19 protein-coding genes and 1 tRNA gene are annotated in these 18847 nt (G+C 54.2%); 10 read left to right on the top strand and 10 right to left on the bottom strand.

Annotated features, from left to right (window positions below; genetic code table 11):
• Position 1: 1 nt before the first annotated feature.
• The gene (locus ACI2J2_RS12380) at positions 2-907 is read right to left on the bottom strand and encodes an SPFH domain-containing protein (RefSeq protein ID WP_037417867.1); all 906 of its coding nucleotides are present in this window, start codon (positions 905-907) and stop codon (positions 2-4) included.
• A gap of 240 nt (positions 908-1147) precedes the next feature.
• Here ACI2J2_RS12380 and cfa point away from each other — a divergent pair, with 240 nt between their 5' ends.
• On the top strand, positions 1148-2299 hold the full coding sequence (gene cfa, locus ACI2J2_RS12375) for a cyclopropane fatty acyl phospholipid synthase (RefSeq protein ID WP_400768401.1): 1152 nt from the start codon (positions 1148-1150) through the stop codon (positions 2297-2299).
• 271 nt (positions 2300-2570) lie between these two features.
• On the opposite strand, the gene ACI2J2_RS12370 is transcribed toward cfa, so the two are convergent.
• From ACI2J2_RS12370 to tesA, 3 genes are all read right to left on the bottom strand, one after another.
• Positions 2571-3425 (bottom strand): co-chaperone YbbN, encoded by an 855-nt coding sequence (locus tag ACI2J2_RS12370; RefSeq protein ID WP_209636448.1) that lies wholly within the window; start codon positions 3423-3425, stop codon positions 2571-2573.
• 79 nt (positions 3426-3504) lie between these two features.
• The gene (locus ACI2J2_RS12365; protein ID WP_209636446.1) at positions 3505-4281 is read right to left on the bottom strand and encodes an SDR family oxidoreductase; all 777 of its coding nucleotides are present in this window, start codon (positions 4279-4281) and stop codon (positions 3505-3507) included.
• Positions 4282-4306: 25 nt separating this feature from the next.
• Positions 4307-4945 (bottom strand): multifunctional acyl-CoA thioesterase I/protease I/lysophospholipase L1, encoded by a 639-nt coding sequence (tesA, locus tag ACI2J2_RS12360; protein WP_265554879.1) that lies wholly within the window; start codon positions 4943-4945, stop codon positions 4307-4309.
• Between tesA and ybbA the strand changes: the two genes are divergently transcribed.
• The 4 genes from ybbA (at position 4916) to galE (ending at position 10939) form a co-directional block, all read left to right on the top strand.
• Complete coding sequence (gene ybbA / locus ACI2J2_RS12355) at positions 4916-5602, top strand: putative ABC transporter ATP-binding protein YbbA (RefSeq protein WP_265554526.1); 687 nt, start codon at positions 4916-4918, stop codon at positions 5600-5602. The genes tesA and ybbA overlap by 30 nt on opposite strands.
• Positions 5599-8031 carry a putative ABC transporter permease subunit YbbP gene (ybbP, locus tag ACI2J2_RS12350; protein ID WP_400768390.1) on the top strand — a complete coding sequence of 811 codons (2433 nt, stop codon included), beginning with the start codon at positions 5599-5601 and terminating at the stop codon, positions 8029-8031. The genes ybbA and ybbP overlap by 4 nt, the downstream gene beginning before the upstream one ends.
• 417 nt (positions 8032-8448) lie before the next feature.
• The gene (locus tag ACI2J2_RS12345; protein WP_209636439.1) at positions 8449-9855 is read left to right on the top strand and encodes a sugar porter family MFS transporter; all 1407 of its coding nucleotides are present in this window, start codon (positions 8449-8451) and stop codon (positions 9853-9855) included.
• A 61-nt stretch (positions 9856-9916) separates the two neighbouring features.
• On the top strand, positions 9917-10939 hold the full coding sequence (galE, locus tag ACI2J2_RS12340; RefSeq protein ID WP_400768387.1) for a UDP-glucose 4-epimerase GalE: 1023 nt from the start codon (positions 9917-9919) through the stop codon (positions 10937-10939).
• A gap of 187 nt (positions 10940-11126) precedes the next feature.
• On the opposite strand, the gene purK is transcribed toward galE, so the two are convergent.
• The 4 genes from purK to ppiB form a co-directional block, all read right to left on the bottom strand.
• Positions 11127-12194 (bottom strand): 5-(carboxyamino)imidazole ribonucleotide synthase, encoded by a 1068-nt coding sequence (gene purK / locus ACI2J2_RS12335; RefSeq protein WP_265554520.1) that lies wholly within the window; start codon positions 12192-12194, stop codon positions 11127-11129.
• Positions 12191-12715: a 5-(carboxyamino)imidazole ribonucleotide mutase gene (purE, locus tag ACI2J2_RS12330; protein WP_404760165.1), complete on the bottom strand. Its 525-nt coding sequence runs from the start codon at positions 12713-12715 to the stop codon at positions 12191-12193. Before purE ends, purK begins: the two co-directional genes overlap by 4 nt.
• Positions 12716-12880: 165 nt before the next feature.
• Positions 12881-13603, bottom strand: a complete 723-nt coding sequence (locus tag ACI2J2_RS12325) for a UDP-2,3-diacylglucosamine diphosphatase (protein WP_209636432.1) — start codon at positions 13601-13603, stop codon at positions 12881-12883.
• Between the two features lie 10 nt (positions 13604-13613).
• A complete protein-coding gene (gene ppiB, locus ACI2J2_RS12320; RefSeq protein ID WP_209636430.1) occupies positions 13614-14108 on the bottom strand; it encodes a peptidylprolyl isomerase B in 495 nt (164 codons plus the stop codon).
• A 300-nt stretch (positions 14109-14408) separates the two neighbouring features.
• On the opposite strand from ppiB, the gene cysS reads away from it, so the two are divergent.
• Positions 14409-15794 carry a cysteine--tRNA ligase gene (gene cysS / locus ACI2J2_RS12315; RefSeq protein WP_209636428.1) on the top strand — a complete coding sequence of 462 codons (1386 nt, stop codon included), beginning with the start codon at positions 14409-14411 and terminating at the stop codon, positions 15792-15794.
• A gap of 68 nt (positions 15795-15862) precedes the next feature.
• Here cysS and ybcJ read toward each other — a convergent pair whose 3' ends face one another.
• Both ybcJ and folD read right to left on the bottom strand, forming a co-directional pair.
• Positions 15863-16075: a ribosome-associated protein YbcJ gene (gene ybcJ / locus ACI2J2_RS12310; RefSeq protein WP_037417915.1), complete on the bottom strand. Its 213-nt coding sequence runs from the start codon at positions 16073-16075 to the stop codon at positions 15863-15865.
• Positions 16076-16085: 10 nt separating this feature from the next.
• A complete protein-coding gene (gene folD / locus ACI2J2_RS12305; RefSeq protein ID WP_209636425.1) occupies positions 16086-16952 on the bottom strand; it encodes a bifunctional methylenetetrahydrofolate dehydrogenase/methenyltetrahydrofolate cyclohydrolase FolD in 867 nt (288 codons plus the stop codon).
• Between the two features lie 209 nt (positions 16953-17161).
• Between folD and ACI2J2_RS12300 the strand changes: the two genes are divergently transcribed.
• From ACI2J2_RS12300 to ACI2J2_RS12285, 4 genes are all read left to right on the top strand, one after another.
• Positions 17162-17371 (top strand): hypothetical protein, encoded by a 210-nt coding sequence (locus ACI2J2_RS12300; RefSeq protein ID WP_209636423.1) that lies wholly within the window; start codon positions 17162-17164, stop codon positions 17369-17371.
• A 23-nt stretch (positions 17372-17394) separates the two neighbouring features.
• Positions 17395-17661, top strand: coding sequence for a hypothetical protein (locus tag ACI2J2_RS12295; protein ID WP_400768373.1), 267 nt, complete (start codon positions 17395-17397; stop codon positions 17659-17661).
• Between the two features lie 146 nt (positions 17662-17807).
• A tRNA-Arg gene (locus ACI2J2_RS12290) sits at positions 17808-17884 on the top strand.
• Positions 17885-18322: 438 nt separating this feature from the next.
• A complete protein-coding gene (locus tag ACI2J2_RS12285) occupies positions 18323-18676 on the top strand; it encodes a hypothetical protein (protein WP_400768370.1) in 354 nt (117 codons plus the stop codon).
• The last annotated feature ends 171 nt before the right edge of the window (positions 18677-18847 follow it).

The raw sequence follows: 18847 nt of genomic DNA, 5'->3' as shown, positions 1-18847 counted from the left end.
ATTACTTGCCTTTGGTCTCTTTCAACAGTTCGGCAATGCCACCTATTGAACCAAGCAGGCTGCTGGCATCCAGCGGCATCATGACGACCTTACTGTTGTTAGCGGAGCCGATTTTCTGCAACGCATCGGTGTATTTCTGCGCCACAAAGTAGTTTACCGCCTGGATATTACCGCTGGCGATCGCGTCGGAAACCAGTTGCGTAGCGCGAGCCTCGGCTTCTGCGGCACGTTCACGCGCTTCCGCCTGCAAGAATGCCGATTGACGTTCGCCTTCCGCTTTCAGAATTTGGGACTGTTTGTCACCTTCTGCGCGCAGGATCGCGGCCTGACGCACGCCTTCGGCTTCCAGAATGTCTGCACGCTTGGTGCGCTCGGCTTTCATCTGGGCGTTCATTGACGCAATCAGTTCCGCCGGTGGGCGGACATCGCGGATCTCGATACGGGTGATTTTAATGCCCCACGGATTGGTGGCTTCGTCGACGATGTGCAGTAAACGGCTGTTGATGCTGTCACGTTGCGAGAGGATTTCGTCCAGCTCCATGGAGCCGAGTACGGTACGGAAGTTGGTCATGGTCAGGTTGACGATCGCCAGTTCCAAATTGCTGACTTCATAGGCGGCACGCGCTGGATCGACGACCTGAATAAAACACACTGCATCGATGGCGACGTTGGCGTTATCGCGCGAAATGATTTCCTGTGAAGGAATGTCCAGCACCTGTTCCATCATATTAATTTTTCTGCCGATGCGATCCATAAACGGCACCACAAGGTTCAAACCGGGCATCAGCGTTTTAGTGTATCGACCGAAACGTTCCACCGTCCATTGGAACCCTTGCGGAACAATTTTGACGCCGGCGAATACGATGATTAGCGCGACGACAATCACGATGGGGATAAGGGTAAACATGGCAAACCTCCTGTCAGACATATGTAAACAGATATTACGCCAGCTGCAGTGTAAAGACTAATAAATCAGTGGTACTGAACAATTAACATTCCAAATAGGCATGTTTGTAATAATTTTAATTCATTTCATGATGTTGTCTGCCTTGGCTACAGTAAAAAGCATTGTCGCTTTTCACTTCGAATATTTGTCATTTTTATTTGCGACTATGCTTTTTGAAATGACATCTTGCCAAGGATTGTTATGGACTCAATCAGTGTTGATGAACTTGCCCCGAAAAAAGATCGTTGGTATCGCATTGTGGAAGAATTACTGTCCGCAGCTGGCATTACTATCAACGGCAGCCGTGCCTGCGACATCAAGGTGCACAACCCCGCCTTGTTTAAACGTATTTTGCAGGAAGGGTCGCTCGGGTTTGGCGAAAGTTATATGGACGGCTGGTGGGATTGCGAGCGGTTGGATGCGCTGTTTACCCGCATTCTGCAAGCCGGTGTTGATGAGCGGTTGCCGAAAAACCTGAGTGATATTGCGCGCATCGCCTATGCCCGATTATTCAACCGCCAGTCTCGTAAACGGGCCTGGCAAGTGGGTAAAGAACATTATGACATCGGCAATGACTTGTTCCGTGCGATGCTCGACCCCTATATGCAATATTCCTGCGGTTACTGGAAAGACGCCGATACGCTGGAACAGGCGCAGTTGGCCAAGCTGAAAATGATCTGCGAAAAGCTGCAATTGAAGCCGGGGATGTCACTGCTGGACATCGGCTGCGGTTGGGGTGGGTTGGCGCAGTATGCGGCGGAAAATTACGGCGTATCCGTGCACGGCGTGACCATTTCGGCCGAACAGCAAAAATTGGCGCAAGACCGCTGCGCGGGCCTGGAGGTCGAAATACTGTTGCAGGATTACCGGGACTTGAACCGTCAGTTTGATCGCATTGTTTCTGTCGGCATGTTTGAACACGTGGGCCCGAAAAACTACGACACTTATTTCCGCGTTGCGGCGCGTAATCTCAAACCCGACGGCTTGTTCCTGCTCCACACCATTGGCGCCAACCAAACTAATCTCCACGTCGACGCCTGGATAGACAAGTATATCTTCCCCAATGGCTGCCTGCCTTCGGTGCGCCATATTGCCGAAGCCAGCGAAGGGCGTTTTGTGATGGAAGATTGGCACAACATCGGTGCTGACTACGATCGCACGCTGATGGCGTGGTATGAGAATTTTAAACAGGCCTGGCCGATGCTGTCCGAGGGCTATTCCGAACGTTTCGAACGGATGTTCACCTATTATCTGAATGCCTGCGCGGGCGCTTTCCGTTCGCGTGATATTCAGTTATGGCAGGTGTTGTTCAGTCCGAAAGGGATCGACGGCGGCGTGCGGGTTTACCGCTAAATCCCCTTCGTCTTTCCAGCCACATCGTTGTTGGCTGCACGTTCGAACCCTGGTCACTTAGTTATCTAAGCTCCCAGGGATTCTCGCGTTTGCCGCCTAGATGTGACGGGAAATCCATAGGGGATTTGCCCCAAATAACGAAGGGTATACCCTAAATAATTGGCGTTGCATCAAGGCGGCAAGTTTGTGAGTCCCCAGTCACTTACTTAAGTAAGTGACTGGGGTGAGCAAACGCAGCCAACACAGATGCAGCTTCAAGTATGACGGGTATTTAGTAGAGTAGTGAGTAGAGCTGACGACGGTACTTGGCCGCCAATGCGTCGCCGGTACCCAATGCAGCCAAAATATCCATCAGCGTTTTACGCGCATTACCGTTGGCGGCCGCGAGATCTTTCTTCAGATGCCCCATCAACAGTTCCAGCGCCTCTTCATTGCGCCCAACCTGATGCAGTTGCAATGCTAATTGCACGGCTAAATCGACGTTCTCTGGTTGCTGCTCGACCTGCTGTTGCAACAGTTGAATTTCCGGCGTGTCGGCGGCTTGCTTCAGCAGCTCAATCTGTGCGATCAGACCCTGATAACGGGTATCTCGATCTTGCAGCGGAATGGTTGCCAGCACCGCTTCGGCATCTTCAGAGCGGTTGAGTGCGATCTGGGTTTCCGCCAGCGTCAGGCCAATATCACTGCGTTGTTGGCTCGCTTGCCAGGCGTCTTTCAACAGCGGCAGTGCTTCTGCCGCATTGCCTTCAGCCAGCAATTCTGTCGCTTGCGCCAGCTTCAAGTCCTCTTCCTTTGGCAGGAAACGCTGCAGGAACTCACGGATCATCTCTTCCGGCTGTGGCCCCTGGAAACCATCGACCGGCTGGCCCTCTTTAAACAAATACACGGTTGGGAGCGAGCGCAACCCGAACTGGGCGGCGATGGCTTGTTCGGTGTCACAATCTACCTTTGCCAGTAAAAACTGACCGGCATATTCCGCCGCCAGCTTATCCAATATCGGGGTGAGTTGCAGGCAGTGTTGGCTGCGATCCGACCAGAAGTAGAACACCACCGGCATGGACATTGACTGTTCCAGCGTCTGGTGCAAGTTAGTTTCGTTAATATCAACAACAGCTTGAGCTAGCATGTAATTTTCTCTCTGATCTTTCGGAGCCATTGGCTTTTAAATGGGGGCGGAGCGGCATTCTTCAACCCCGCCAGCCAAATTAACCGTTGCTGCGTAACACCCAGTCCAGACAACGGCCTGGCAGGATCCGACGTAATACGCTGAGTGCGTGCGCCAGCAGGGTGACCGGATAACGCAGTTTGGCCCTTGGGCTTTCCAACGCATGGCGCAATTTGGGTAAAATGGCCTCTGGCGGCAGCGTCAGACGCTTGGCAATGCCGGGGTTATGCACCGGCTTATCACTCTGCGCCTGATTGACGTTTTGGGTAAAGTGGGTGGAAATTGGGCCGGGTTCAATCAGGCTGACCTGAATGCCCGTGCCATGCAATTCCATTCGCAGTGCGTCAGACCAGGCTTCCAGCGCAAACTTGCTGGCGGCATATGCTCCTCGCCCGGCGCTGGAAACCAGACCCATCACCGAACTGGTCTGAATAATGCGGCCTTCGCCGTGCGGCAGCATCGCCGGCAACAGCAGCTGGGTCAACTGATGGGTACCAAACAGGTTGGTGGCGAACTGCCGTTCCAACTGCTGGCGGGAAATACTGCTCAACGGGCCGTAAACGCCAAATCCACCGTTATTGAACAAGCCATACAACCGACCACCGGTCAGTTCGATCACCTGCGCAGCGGCGCGTTCGACGCTATCGCTATCGTCCAGATCCAACTCAACGCCTTCGAGCCCAAGCTGACGCATATTCTCCACGTCTTGTGGTTTACGACAGGCGGCCAGCACCCGGTAACCACGATTACGCAGATCCTGCGCTGCAATTAATCCAATCCCGCTGGAACAGCCGGTTATCAACACTGCTTTTTGCATAACTTTACCTAGTGTGCAGCCCTATTTAATTAGACTCGTGTTTTACTAGAGGTTCCAGGCGTTCCGCCATCCAGGTGGCGATAAACGGTTGGGCATCCTTATTGGGATGCAATCCGTCATCCTGCATCCATTCCGCTTTAATCACCACCTGTTCCATGTAGAACGGCAGAAGCGGGATGTTGAACTGTTTAGCCAGCGCTGGGTAAATGGCGCTAAAGGCTTCGGTATAACGGCGGCCATAGTTAGGGGGAATACGGATCTGCATCAGCAATGGCTGTGCGCCGGCTTTCTGCACCAAAGTGATAATCTGGCTGAGATCGCGCTGCAGGTCCTGCGCTGGGAAACCACGCAGACCGTCGTTGGCACCCAGTTCGATCAGCACCCAGCGTGGCTGGTGTTGTTTCAATAACTCGGGCAGACGTGCCAACCCCTGTGCGGCGGTGTCGCCGCTGATACTGGCATTGACCAGTTGCGGATCACCCGGTTTTTTCTGCCACTGCTCGGCCAGCAACGTCGGCCAGGCCTGCGCCACCGGCAAGCGGTAACCGGCGCTTAAACTGTCGCCTAAAATCAATAATGTATCGGCGGCGATAGCGCGTAAACTGAATAATCCCAACAGCAAAAGGAAGGGAAGATGCCAGCGGAAAACGTTCTTGAAGTTCATCATCTTAGTAAACACGTTGGTCAGGGTGAGCATCAGCTCTCCATCCTTACCGGAGTCGAGCTGGTTGTCAAACCCGCACAGACAATTGCCTTGATTGGCGAGTCCGGCTCGGGGAAATCAACGTTGCTGGGGATCCTCGCCGGGTTGGATGACGGCAGTGAGGGGGACGTGCATTTGTTGGGCGAGTCGCTGACCGCGTTGGATGAAGAGGGCCGGGCCGCGCTGCGTGCTAAGAATGTCGGCTTTGTGTTTCAGTCATTTATGTTGGTACCCACGCTCAATGCGCTGGAAAACGTGCAGTTACCGGCGTTATTGCGTGGTGAAAGCGATCGCCAAAGCAGAGACCAGGCGGTGCAGTTGTTGGAACAGCTTGGGCTGGGCAAACGCCTTACTCACCTGCCGGCGCAGCTTTCCGGTGGCGAGCAGCAGCGTGTCGCGCTGGCGCGGGCGTTCAGCGGTAGGCCGCGGGTGCTGTTTGCTGATGAACCGACCGGCAACCTTGATCGCCAGACGGGTGAACGCATTGCCGATTTACTGTTTTCCCTCAACCGCGATTTTTCCACCACGCTAATCCTGGTGACCCATGATGAAACGTTGGCGGCGCGCTGCCAACGTCGGTTGCGCCTGCGCGAAGGCAAGCTGTGGGAGGAAGTATGATCTGGCGTTGGTTTTGGCGAGAGTGGCGATCGCCGTCACTGCTGATCGTCTGGTTAGCGCTCACGCTGTCGATGGCCTGTGTGCTGGCTCTGGGTAGCATCAGTGATCGTATGGATAAGGGCCTGAGCCAGCAGAGTCGTGACTTTATCGCGGGCGACCGGGTATTGCGCAGCGCCCGACCGGTACCGGATGGCTGGTTGCTGGATGCGCAGCAACAAGGGCTGAAAGTCAGCCGGCAGCTGTCGTTTACCACCATGACCTATGCCGGGGACAGGCCGCAGTTGGCAGACGTGAAGGCCACCGATCTGGCCTATCCGCTGTACGGCAAACTGGAAACGCGTCCTGCCAACGTCAAGTTGACGCCGGGGAGTGTATTGGTCGCCCCGCGCTTGCTGGCGCTGTTGAACGTGAAGGTGGGGGATACGCTGGATGTTGGCGATACCCGCTTGCGTATCGTCGGTGAAATCCTTCAGGAACCCGATTCTGGCTTCAACCCGTTCCAGACCGCGCCACGCATCATGATCAATCTGGCGGACGTGGATAAAACCGGGGCGGTGCAGCCCGGCAGTCGGCTGACCTATAGGTATATGTTTGCCGGCGCCCCGCAAGATGTCCAGCGTTACGAGGATCGCCTGACGTCACAACTTACACCCGATCAGCGCTGGTTTGGGCCGCAGGAGTCTGGCAGTGCGTTGGGCAAATCACTACAGCGTTCGCAGCAGTTCCTGTTGCTGTCGGCGTTGCTGACGCTGCTGCTGTCGATTGCCGCCGTGGCGGTGGCGATGAGCCACTATTGCCGTAGCCGTTACGATCTGATCGCTGTGTTAAAAACGCTGGGCGCGGGCCGTAGCGCGTTGCGTAAGTTGATTGTTGGCCAGTGGCTGGCCGTGATCCTGCTGGCCGCCGCCTGTGGAGGGCTTATCGGGCTGGGGTTTGAGGCCGTGTTAATTCGGTTGCTGGCCCCCGTTCTGCCAGCTGAACTGCCCGCGGCGGGTACCTGGCCGTGGCTGTGGGCAATCGGCGCGTTGCTGATGATTTCGTTGCTGGTGGGGTTACGCCCGTACCGTCAGTTACTGGCGACTCAACCGCTCCGGGTATTGCGGCGCGATGTAGTGGCCACTGTCTGGCCACTGCGCTATTTCCTGCCAGCGACGGCGTTGATTGTCGTGGTGTTATTGACCGCGCTGATGGGGGCCAGCACGCTGTTGTGGTCTATCCTCGCCGGTATTTTGGTGCTGGCCTTATTGTTGGGCGGTATTGGTTGGGGCAGTTTGTTATTGCTACGCCGGATTACGCTGAAAAATCTTGCACTGCGGTTGGCGGTTAATCGGCTGCTGCACCAACCCTGGGTCACGGTCAGCCAGCTGGCAGCCTTCTCTTTGTCGTTCATGTTGTTGGCATTACTACTGGTTCTACGCGGTGATTTGCTCGACCGCTGGCAGCAGCAATTGCCGCCGGATAGCCCGAACTACTTCCTGCTGAATCTGACAGAAGCCCAGGTGCCGCAGGTGAAAACCTTCCTGCAGCAACATCAAATTAACCCGGAGACTTACTACCCGATTGTCCGCGTACGTTTGACCGAGATTAACAAGCAGGTGGCGACCGAACGGGTGCATGAGGACGATCCGGGCGGTGAGGCAGTGAATCGTGAGCTGAACCTGACCTGGCTGGCTGATCTGCCCGCGCACAATCCTTTGCTGGCAGGCAACTGGCCGCCGAAGACTGGGGAGGTCTCGATGGATCAAGGCATTGCCGGGCGGCTCAACGTCAAGCTGGGCGATACCCTGACCTTTAGCGGTGATACCCAGTCTTTCAGCGCGAAAGTCACCAGCCTGCGGCAGGTGGATTGGGAAAGCCTGAAACCGAACTTTTACTTCATCTTCCCGCCGGGTGCGCTGGACGGTCAGCCACAAACCTGGCTCACCAGTTTCCGCTACGACGGGGACGGCCAGATGTTGACCCAGCTTAATCGCCAGTTCCCGACGCTCAGCCTGTTGGATATAGGTTCGATCCTCAAACAGGTTGGCGGTGTGCTGCAGCAGGTGAGCCGCGCACTGGAAGTGATGGTGGTGCTGGTGGTGCTTTGTGGTGGTTTGCTATTGATGGCCCAGGTGCAGGTAGGCATGCGCCAACGGCGTCAGGAACTGGTGGTGTATCGCACGTTAGGAGCCGGCAAACGCCTGTTACGCAGCACGTTATGGTGTGAGTTTGCCTTACTGGGGCTGGTCGCGGGCATTGCTGCTGCGGTGGGCGCGGAAGCTGCCTTGTGGCTGTTGCAAAGCCAGGTGTTTGACTTCCCCTGGGCGCCAACGCCTGTGCTGTGGTGGGCGCTGCCGTTACTCAGTGCGCTGCTGCTATCGCTATGTGGTGGTTGGCTGGGCGTGAGGTTGTTGCGCGGTCAGGCACTGTTCCGCAGTTACGACGGGTAACTCGCCCTCATTATCAGGCGGCCCTGATTCCGGGGCCGCCTGAACAAAATATTGCTCCTGCCACCATGCCCCTCGTGTGTCAAAAACCTCCCGTATGTCATTTCCGTTCCTTGCCAATGGGTTCTGGCGCTTGATAGATTTATTGTGAAATCGATTACATTTATGGTTCGGATTATTAAAATGCACACCGCGCATTAGGGTAAGGAGATGTTACCTGTCTCGTCATGGTAAAAGAGTAAATGTTGTTATTATTCATTAAAATCAATGCTATTTAGTGGTTTTACAGGCTGGCTTGTTTTTGTGTATCGAAAATAAAATAATGTAATCGTTTCCACTAATGTGATCGCACTCACTTCTCTTGGATGGATTGCCTCCTATCATAACGACAACTTAAGAACGTTATTCATCGGAGGCAGTATGAGTACTACCGTCAACGTTGCAGCGGCGGATAAAAGCCAAAACAATGCAGGTATGACTTTTTTCGTCTGTTTTTTGGCTGCGCTGGCCGGGTTGCTGTTTGGTCTGGATATCGGCGTCATTGCGGGTGCCCTGCCATTTATTACGGATTCGTTCCATATCACGAGCTCCCAGCAGGAGTGGGTGGTTAGCTCAATGATGTTTGGGGCTGCTGTCGGTGCCGTGGGCAGTGGTTGGATGAACTTCCGCATCGGGCGTAAATACAGCCTGATGATTGGCGCAGTCTTGTTTGTCGTGGGTTCGCTGTGCTCAGCTGCGGCACCCAACGTGGAGATCTTGTTGATTTCTCGCGTGCTGCTTGGGCTGGCGGTGGGTGTTGCATCCTACACCGCCCCTATTTATCTGTCTGAAATCGCACCAGAAAAAATCCGTGGCAGTATGATTTCCATGTACCAGCTGATGATTACCATCGGTATCCTGGCCGCTTACCTGTCGGATACTGCATTCAGCTATACCGGTGCCTGGCGCTGGATGCTGGGGGTGATCACGATTCCTGCCGTATTGCTGCTGATTGGGGTATTTTTCTTGCCGGATAGCCCACGCTGGCTGGCTTCACGTAATCGTCATGAGCAGGCGCGCCAGGTATTGGAAAAACTGCGCGACAGCAGTGCCCAGGCACAGCACGAACTGAACGAAATCCGTGAGAGCCTTAAGCTGAAACAAAGTGGCTGGACGTTGTTTAAGGACAATAAAAATTTCCGACGTGCCGTTTTCCTCGGCGTTCTGCTACAGGTAATGCAGCAGTTCACCGGGATGAACGTCATCATGTATTACGCGCCGAAGATTTTTGGCCTGGCGGGTTTTGCCAGTACTGCGCAGCAGATGTGGGGCACGGTTATTGTTGGCTTGGTTAACGTGTTGGCCACCTTTATTGCCATTGGTTTGGTTGATCGCTGGGGACGCAAACCGACGCTGACGCTGGGCTTTATCGTCATGGCCGTGGGCATGGGGGCGCTGGGGACGATGATGAATGTGGGGATGAGTTCACCGACGGAACAATACTTCGCCATTATCATGTTGCTGATGTTTATTGTCGGGTTTGCCATGAGTGCCGGCCCACTGATCTGGGTACTGTGCTCAGAGATTCAGCCACTGAAAGGCCGCGATTTTGGTATCACCTGTTCCACAGCAACCAACTGGATCGCCAACATGATCGTCGGTGCGACATTCCTGACCATGCTGAATTCGCTGGGCAGTGCACACACCTTCTGGGTGTATGCGGCACTCAATGTCGTGTTTATTTTCATCACGCTGGCATTGATTCCAGAAACGAAGAATATCTCTCTGGAACATATTGAGCGCAATCTGATGGCCGGTAAGCCGTTACGTAACATTGGCTCACGTTAAGCGCTCACGTGTGGCTCGCCATAGGACGAGTTTTGCGTCAGGCACAGATTAAGGGAAAATTATGACGATTCTGGTTACCGGCGGTGCCGGATATATAGGTTCGCACACCGTACTGACATTGTTGGAACGTGGTGAAGATGTGGTGGTGCTGGACAATTTGATTAACGCATCTGAAGAGTCTTTACGCCGTGTGGAACAGCTGACGGGCAAAGCCGTGAAGTTCTACCAGGGCGATGTACAGGATGCCGACTGCTTGCAGCGGATCTTTAAGGAGCAGCCGATCGCCTGCGTGATCCATTTTGCCGGTCTGAAGGCGGTGGGGGAGTCCACCCAAAAGCCACTGGAGTACTATCAAAACAACGTGGCGGGCACGCTGGTGTTACTGGAAGCTATGCGTCAGGCGGGCGCTCATCGGTTTATCTTTAGCTCCTCCGCCACGGTGTACGGCGAGCATGCACCGGTACCTTATCGGGAAGATATGCCGATCGGCGGCACCACCAGCCCCTACGGTACGTCCAAGTGGATGGTAGAGCAGATCCTGCAGGACTTTGCCAAGGCGGAGCCGGCATTTTCGATTATCGCTCTGCGCTACTTCAATCCGGTGGGCGCTCACGAGTCCGGCTTGATTGGTGAAGATCCGAGCGGCATCCCTAATAATTTGCTGCCTTACATTGCCCAGGTGGCGATTGGTCAGCGGAAAACGCTGAGCGTATTTGGCGGCGACTATCCCACTAAAGATGGGACGGGCGTGCGTGACTACATTCACGTGATGGATGTTGCTCAGGGGCACCTGGCGGCGATGGATCACTTACCGCAGATCGCTGGTTTCAAAGCGTATAACCTGGGCTCCGGGGTCGGTTACTCGGTGCTGGAGATGGTGAAAGCGTTTGAAAAAGCTTCGGGTGTCACCATTTCTTATCAGATTTTACCGCGCCGGGCGGGCGACTTACCTGCCTTCTGGGCTGATGCCGGGTTGGCAAAACAGGAGCTAGGTTGGCAAGTGCAACGCGGGCTTGACGTGATGATGCGTGATACCTGGAATTGGCAGAGCAAAAATCCGCAGGGCTATACCCGTCATACTTGAAGCTGCCTCTTTGTTGGCTGCGCTTGCGTGCCCCAGTCACATAGTTATCTATGCTCCAGGGGCTTACAAGCTTGCCGCCGCGATGCAACTCCAATTATTTAGGGTACAGCGTGATTAGCTTTTCATCGGCAGTAAAAAAGGGTTCAACCCATTGAGTTGAACCCTTTTTTTTGGTGCGGCGTAACGCTTAAGCCAGCTTTTGTTGCGCCCAGGCCAGGCCGCTTTGGTATTCGGCTGGCAACAGCGGTGCCAGAGCCAGTAATGACTGTTGCAGAGCGACGGCATCAGGATCGTTCAGGTTCAGGTGCCCGACCTTGCGACCTTCACGTACTTCTTTTTCGTACCAGTGCAGATGTACCAGCGGTAATGCCAGCCATTGCTGATTCACTGCGGTGCCAATCAGGTTAACCATCACTGACGGCGTACTCACCACCGGCTTTGGCAACGGCAGGGCCAGAATGGCACGTAAATGCAGTTCGAACTGGCTGATGGACGCGCCGTTCTGCGTCCAGTGGCCGCTGTTGTGTACGCGGGGTGCCAGTTCATTAATCAACAGACGATCGCCAACGATAAAGCACTCCATCGCCATCACACCGACGTAGTTCAGCTCATCAAGGATGGCGGTTAGCATCTGCTCGGCCTGATGCTGCAAGGCTGGGTTAGGCTGCGGCAATGCGACGCTGGTGCGCAGAATACCTTCTTCATGCAGGTTATGGGTCAGCGGATAGAACACGGACTTGCCATCGTGCCCACGCGCACCAACCAAAGACACCTCGCCAGAGAAGTTAATACCTTGTTCGACGATGCATTCACCGTAGGCATCTGCCGGCAACTCGGCTTCCTGGCCTGGGCGTAAACGCCATTGGCCGCGACCGTCGTATCCGCCCACACGGCGTTTGACAATGGCCAGCTCACCGAGGGTGGCAAATACCTGCGGCCATTCGGCGGCGTTGGCCAGCAGCTGCCAAGGTGCGGTATCCAGACCCAGTTGATCGAGCAACTGTTTTTGCGTCAGACGATCTGCCAAACGCGGGAAAATATCGCGGTTGACGAAACTATTATGGGTCGCTAATTCGCGCGTCAGTGCCGTTTCCGGCCAGCGTTCGATCTCGGCGGTGATCACACTGTTTTGATAAGGCACAGCTTCCGGTTCGGCGTCGATGCCAACCGGATAGACGGCGATACCCAGCGGTTCACCGGCCTGGCGCAGCATGCGCCCCAACTGACCATTGCCCAGTACGCAAACCGGCTTCATGCTTCCTCCCGCGGATCCGGGTTGTTCAGTACGTCGTCGGTCTGCGCTTGACGCCAGTCTGCCAGGCGTTGTGCCAGCAGCGGGTCGTGCAGTGCCAGAATTTGCGCTGCCAAGAGTGCGGCATTAGCGGCGCCGGCTTTGCCGATCGCCAGCGTACCGACGGGGATACCACGTGGCATTTGTACGATGGAGTACAGGCTATCTACGCCACTCAATGCGGCGCTTTGCACCGGCACACCCAGCACCGGTACCAGAGTTTTCGCGGCCAGCATGCCTGGCAGATGCGCAGCACCGCCCGCACCGGCGATGATCACGTCAAAGCCATTGGCACTTGCCTGTTCGGCGAAGCTGAACAGCTTATCTGGCGTACGATGAGCGGAAACGACTTCGACATGGAACGGGACATTGAGCGAGGTCAGGACGTCGGCCGCAAACTGCATGGTGGCCCAGTCACTTTTCGATCCCATTACAATTGCGATTTTAACCCCAGCGTGGGTGGCTGAAGCGGCGTTGGCTCCCATGGGTGTAAGGCTCCTGTAATTGTACAAACGACGGCCGGTTGCCTGCGGCGGGAGGCCGAATGAGGGCGTAGAGCATACCATGAGCGCACGGCAAGGAAAACGGTTGCGTCGCCAGTTTTCACCGTCAAAAGCGCGAATTTTTTACTCGCGCAATATGTCAGGAACTTAGAAGGGGAATTGGATCAATTCGACGGCGTCAGCGCTGACTTTGATCATTGAGCCTTCAACGTGCCAGGCACCCAGTACTGCGCGGTGGGCTTTACCGTTGCTCAGCGTCAGATCATGCACGGCTGGACGGTGTGTGTGACCGTGGATCATCCAGTGAACGTTGTGTCGTAACATTGCCTGTTCAACCGCTTGCGGGTTGACGTCCATAATAGATTCAGACTTGTATTGGTTGCTCTGTTGGCTACGTGCGCGCATTTTGGCGGCGATCTTAAGACGCCAACGCAACGGCATTGCCAGAAACAGCCGTTGGATCCAGGTGTTATGCACTTTGCTGCGGAATTCTTGGTATGCATGATCGTCGGTACAGAGTGTGTCACCGTGCAGGATCAGTATTTTGCGGCCGTACAGGTCCAGCACCTTTTCTTCCGGCAGCAGCTGCATACCGCTGGCGCGGGCAAAGCGTTTGCCAACCAGAAAGTCACGATTACCGTGGATAAAATAGCAGGGCACACCAGCCTGTTGCAGCGCCTTCAACGCCGCGGCGATTTCACCGTGCAGCGGCTCGGGATCGTCATCGCCGATCCAGGCTTCGAACAGGTCGCCAAGAATGTACAGGGCGTCGGCGTGAATGGCATCTTGCCGCAAAAAGCGCAGAAAACCGGCAGTGATTGCCGGTTCCTGTGCGCTTAAATGCAGATCTGCGATAAACAGCTGGTGCATGCAGCCGCGATTACTCGCTGACGGTAACGCTGGTGATGATCACGTCTTCTACCGGCACGTCCTGGTGCATGCCGCTGCGGCCAGTTTTCACGCCTTTGATCTTGTTAACCACGTCCATGCCTTCAACAACTTCAGCAAACACGCAGTAACCCCAGCCTTGCGCGTTTTCGCCGCGGAAGTTCAGGAAGTCGTTGTCAGCTACGTTGATGAAGAACTGTGCAGTCGCGGAGTGTGGATCGTTGGTACGCGCCATTGCCAGGGTACCGATGGTGTTTTTCAGACCGTTGTTGGCTTCGTTCTTGATGGTAGCCTTGGTGTCTTTCTGAGTCATGCCAGGCTCAAAACCGCCGCCCTGAACCATAAAGCCATTGATAACACGGTGGAAAATGGTGTTGTTGTAGAAGCCGTCACGGCAGTAGTTCAGGAAGTTTTCAACGGTAACCGGCGCTTTGTCAGCAAAGGTGTTGATAACGATGTCGCCGTGATTAGTGTGGAAAGTAACCATAGTTTTAGTCCTAACAAGATGAAGTGAGATGTCACGTAGAGCGAGTGAACAATCAGACCGTCGTTATAACATATCTCCTTTAATGAGTCAGCAGCGGCTAAACCGCGCACAGTCTGTGGTAAAAGTGTTTTTGTTATATTATAACACTGGTTGTATTCCCTGATTTATCGCCGTTTTCCACGGTTCAGCTCAGCAAAGCGTGGCCTTAACCTTGCATTAGATCAGGCTTCGGGTTTCAATATGCTACTGGGTTAACCCCTAATGACCTTTTTGTTATCACGCACACCACGGAATGTCCCGATGCTAAAGATTTTTAATACCCTGAGTCGTCAAAAAGAGGAATTCAAACCCATTCATGCCGGTAAAGTTGGCATGTACGTGTGCGGGGTAACCATCTATGACCTGTGTCATATCGGCCACGGGCGTACCTTTGTTGCTTTCGACGTGGTGGCGCGTTATTTGCGTTATCTCGGCTATTCGCTGAACTACGTGCGTAATGTTACCGACGTTGATGACAAAATTATCCGTCGCGCGACAGAAAACGGCGAAAGCTGCGATCAACTGACCACGCGTATGCTGGCAGAAATGCATGCCGACTTTGATTCCCTGTTGATCGAACGCCCGGACATCGAGCCACGTGCGACCCAGCATATCGCTGAAATCATTGAGATCACCCAGCGTCTGATCGACCGTGATCATGCGTATGTGGCCAGCAACGGCGACGTGATGTTCTCCATTGACAGCGATCCGCAATACGGTTTGTTGTCACGCCAGGATCTGGATCAACTGCAAGCCGGTGCACGCGTAGAAATCGACGACGTGAAGCGCAACCCAATGGATTTCGTGCTGTGGAAGATGTCCAAGCCGGGTGAGCCAAGCTGGGAATCCCCGTGGGGCGCAGGCCGTCCGGGTTGGCACATTGAATGTTCTGCCATGAATGGTAAGCAGTTGGGTACCCACTTTGATATCCACGGCGGCGGTTCCGATCTGATGTTCCCGCACCACGAGAACGAGATTGCTCAGTCAAGCTGTGCGCATGACGGCCCGTACGTGAACTACTGGATGCACTCCGGTATGGTGATGATCGACAAAGAGAAAATGTCCAAGTCATTGGATAATTTCTTCACCATCCGCGACGTGTTGGGTTACTACGACGCCGAAACCGTCCGTTACTTCCTGATGTCTGGCCACTATCGTAGCCAACTGAACTACAGCGAAGAGAACCTGAAACAGGCACGCACGGCATTGGAACGTCTGTACACCGCGCTGCGCGGTACCGATGCCAACGCTCAACCGGCGGGCGGTGAAGTATTTGAAAGCCGTTTCCGCGAGGCGATGGACGACGATTTCAATACGCCGGAAGCGTATTCAGCCCTGTTTGATTTGGCGCGTGAAGTTAACCGCCTGAAGGCTGAAGACCTGAATGCAGCTAATGGGTTGGCAGCGGAATTACGCAAGCTGGCGAAGGTGCTGGGCCTGTTGCAGCAAGAACCAGAATTGTTCCTGCAAAGCGGTGCACAAGCTGACGATGCTGAAGTGACAGAGATTGAAGCCTTAATCAAGCAACGTAACGATGCCCGTAAAGCTAAAGATTGGGCGCTGGCGGATGCTGCGCGCGATCGCTTGAACGAGATGAACATCGTGCTGGAAGATGGCCCGCAGGGGACGACCTGGCGCCGTAAGTAATTCGCGTTAGGTTAACAAACAAAAAAGGCGCTGGGGTTTACTCAGCGCCTTTTTCTATGGAGCGGGGTTTACGGCTTAACAACCACCTTGCCGCCGTTAAACTCCACGACCTGATCGGCAACGATTTTGCAGCGCTTACGCGTTTCAACTTTACCGTTCACTTTCACCTGCCCATCGGCGATGACTTCTTTGGCGGCACCGCCGCTTTCGCACCAGCCCTGGAACTTGAGCAGATCGCACAGTTCGACGTGCGGGTGATTTTCCAGATTAAAAGTTTCCATACTGCCTTACTTATTTAGGTTGAACGTCGTGATAAACCTCGCAGGCCTGCAAGGTATTTTGGATCAGTGTAGCAACGGTCATTGGGCCAACGCCACCCGGAACCGGCGTAATATAGGCAGCTCGCTCACTGGCGGCATCAAAATCTACGTCCCCGACCACTTTACCACTTTCCAGACGGTTAATGCCGACATCAACGACGATGGCACCCGGTTTAATCCAGTCGCCTGGAATAAAGCCCGGTTTACCGACCGCAACGACCAGCAGATCGGCGTTTTCAACGTGGTGGCGCAGATTTTTGGTAAAGCGGTGCGTCACCGTCGTCGTGCAACCCGCCAGCAGCAGCTCCATGCTCATTGGGCGACCGACGATGTTGGACGCGCCAACCACCACGGCATTCAGACCGTAGGTATCGATGTTATAGCGCTCTAGCAACGTCACGATACCGCGTGGCGTACATGGACGCAGCTTAGGCGCGCGTTGGCACAGGCGGCCGACATTGTACGGATGGAAACCGTCGACGTCTTTATCCGGATGTATGCGTTCCAGCACTTTGACGTTATCGATGCCAGCGGGCAGCGGCAACTGCACTAAAATGCCGTCGATCTCGCCGTCGGCATTCAGCCGATCGATCAGCGCCAGCAATTCGGCCTCACTGGTGGTGGCAGGTAGATCGTAGGAGCGGGAGATAAAGCCCACTTCATCACAGGCGCGACGCTTGCTGGCGACGTAGATTTGTGAGGCTGGATTTTCGCCAACCAGCACTACCGCCAGACCTGGAGCACGTTTACCGGCAGCCAGACGTTGTTTAACTTGCTCAGCCACTTCGTTTCTAACCTGCTGCGCAATCGTTTTACCATCAATAATCTTTGCTGACATCAGTGAGGAAATCCATCAATTAAGAAAAGCGGGGAATGACGCTATTTTGTCAGAAGCGGAGCGCGCTGTCAGGCGTTGAATCGCGATCGATGGCGTTTGCTGGGCGTGATTTACGCTTTTTTTATACCAACAGAATGATCCTCTACGCCTTTTTTACCTTGTGCCACGTAAGCTGCAATCAGTGAGATTGCGGTACGGGAGGAGAAATCATGATGGTCATCACTCGGTTACACTCTTTGCACCAGCCCATCGATAGTCTGGCGTATCCACCAAGACACGTGGGGGAAACCGTGTTCGATTCGTCATTACACCCGGCAGACGTTGCGCAGTTGATTGCGCTGCATCAACGTGCTGCACACAAAGCACCGTCCTCATGGATAACGCGTCTGAACGCACTGTGCCGGAGGTTGCACGCATGATAAGCATCAGAGGGGTGGGGCTTATGCTACTGGCATGGGCCCCGATGGGTCAGGCTTCACTCAATGCCGCACCGGTGAGTGCTGCGTTAAGCCAGCCGCTGTCGGTTGCCTGCAATCTACTGGCGACTGAACATGCTGATTGGGGCAATATCAATGCAATGGTGCATTCAGCACGCATTTGCCTGCAGCGCCCTACGGAGCAACAATCAGAACGTCTTATCGAACCGGCCAATTCCGGCCTGGCTCAACGCAGCGCTGACTCGCCGCTGGATTTAATACAAAACAAATGATGATGTTAACGCCGTGGGCGGGGGCAGTAATGGTTGAAAAAACGCCATAAAGCACGGCTGCCGCCGTAACGTTATGAAAAGGCATTGACTCAGTAACCCCTGACCGTATAATCCCACTCCGCAACTTCCGGTTGCCGCATCCCCATGCGCCCTTAGCTCAGTTGGATAGAGCAACGGCCTTCTAAGCCGTAGGTCACAGGTTCGAGCCCTGTAGGGCGTACCATTTCGATTCAATCAGTTACGCAAAACCCCCTCACTAAATCATCGGCTTTGATAACCGACAGGATGAGATCCAGCTCAGAGAGAATATTGCGATATAGATATTCATATTCTTTATCCCGTTGCTCACTCTCACCTACACCTGGCAGATCTACCAGTATCAGGCTATGGTCACCAGTGTTCAGACGAAATCGCAGTACGTCACGGGGTCAGGTGTCGTTGAGAGCGACCCCTATCGCACGGCCAGACAGACTCGATATTGCTAGAGCGACGCAGCCGTTTGTTAGTGCAGATTAAACAGTGGATTTTAGTGGCTCAGGACACTCATCTATTCATCGTTGTGTGACCTTTGAGACAACGATCACCAAGTGATGCTCAGCTTCTTAATAGATAACGTTCATGGGCTGTATATGGATACAGTGTCAATGACAAGGAGCCTCACATGGCAAATCTGATTATTAGCGAAAACAACGACATTACTTTGACCCCAGAGCAAGCTAAGACTCTTACTAAGGTTGAAGTCGCAGGCCAGTTTGAAAATGCTGTATTGCTGAACAAATACCTTGGCCGCATGTCAGTGCCAATGGAACCAGGTACTGAATTCGATGAGGTTCTGAACACAGTTCCTGCATACTCGCTGGCTATCTCTGTCGATGGGCGTTGTTTTTCTGGCGTAGGTGCTCCGACAGTATCAGCCGCAGGAGACACCTGGGAATTCAAGTATCCATTTATCCTGCTCGAAAGCTACGCAGAGCAGGTAACTACCCAACACATTCCGGTTTCGCAACCGGCATAACCAAAGTAAATCAATCCCGGCTTATGTCGGGATTTTTTACGTTCATTATCCGCTACCGGGTAATGAACCCTGCAAGGGGGAGGCATGGTGATTACGTCAGCCTTGGTATTCGGTCGGTCCTTTTCTACTTCTACGGCGGTAAGATCCGCACAGTCTTGATGGATGCATTTC

This window comes from Serratia sp. NPDC087055 (genome assembly GCF_044900985.1).
GTDB lineage: Bacteria > Pseudomonadota > Gammaproteobacteria > Enterobacterales > Enterobacteriaceae > Serratia.
Note: the sequence above shows the minus strand (reverse complement) of the source record. Positions and strands in the feature narration are given on the sequence as shown.

Coding starts and splice junctions, on each gene's coding strand:
- ACI2J2_RS12380 (WP_037417867.1), bottom strand. CDS start 907: ATGTTTACCCTTATCCCCATCGTGATTGTCGTCGCGCTAATCATCGTA.
- cfa (WP_400768401.1), top strand. CDS start 1,148: ATGGACTCAATCAGTGTTGATGAACTTGCCCCGAAAAAAGATCGTTGG.
- ACI2J2_RS12370 (WP_209636448.1), bottom strand. CDS start 3,425: ATGCTAGCTCAAGCTGTTGTTGATATTAACGAAACTAACTTGCACCAG.
- ACI2J2_RS12365 (WP_209636446.1), bottom strand. CDS start 4,281: ATGCAAAAAGCAGTGTTGATAACCGGCTGTTCCAGCGGGATTGGATTA.
- ybbA (WP_265554526.1), top strand. CDS start 4,916: ATGCCAGCGGAAAACGTTCTTGAAGTTCATCATCTTAGTAAACACGTT.
- tesA (WP_265554879.1), bottom strand. CDS start 4,945: ATGAACTTCAAGAACGTTTTCCGCTGGCATCTTCCCTTCCTTTTGCTG.
- ybbP (WP_400768390.1), top strand. CDS start 5,599: ATGATCTGGCGTTGGTTTTGGCGAGAGTGGCGATCGCCGTCACTGCTG.
- ACI2J2_RS12345 (WP_209636439.1), top strand. CDS start 8,449: ATGAGTACTACCGTCAACGTTGCAGCGGCGGATAAAAGCCAAAACAAT.
- galE (WP_400768387.1), top strand. CDS start 9,917: ATGACGATTCTGGTTACCGGCGGTGCCGGATATATAGGTTCGCACACC.
- purK (WP_265554520.1), bottom strand. CDS start 12,194: ATGAAGCCGGTTTGCGTACTGGGCAATGGTCAGTTGGGGCGCATGCTG.
- purE (WP_404760165.1), bottom strand. CDS start 12,715: ATGGGAGCCAACGCCGCTTCAGCCACCCACGCTGGGGTTAAAATCGCA.
- ACI2J2_RS12325 (WP_209636432.1), bottom strand. CDS start 13,603: ATGCACCAGCTGTTTATCGCAGATCTGCATTTAAGCGCACAGGAACCG.
- ppiB (WP_209636430.1), bottom strand. CDS start 14,108: ATGGTTACTTTCCACACTAATCACGGCGACATCGTTATCAACACCTTT.
- cysS (WP_209636428.1), top strand. CDS start 14,409: ATGCTAAAGATTTTTAATACCCTGAGTCGTCAAAAAGAGGAATTCAAA.
- ybcJ (WP_037417915.1), bottom strand. CDS start 16,075: ATGGAAACTTTTAATCTGGAAAATCACCCGCACGTCGAACTGTGCGAT.
- folD (WP_209636425.1), bottom strand. CDS start 16,952: ATGTCAGCAAAGATTATTGATGGTAAAACGATTGCGCAGCAGGTTAGA.
- ACI2J2_RS12300 (WP_209636423.1), top strand. CDS start 17,162: ATGATGGTCATCACTCGGTTACACTCTTTGCACCAGCCCATCGATAGT.
- ACI2J2_RS12295 (WP_400768373.1), top strand. CDS start 17,395: ATGCTACTGGCATGGGCCCCGATGGGTCAGGCTTCACTCAATGCCGCA.
- ACI2J2_RS12285 (WP_400768370.1), top strand. CDS start 18,323: ATGGCAAATCTGATTATTAGCGAAAACAACGACATTACTTTGACCCCA.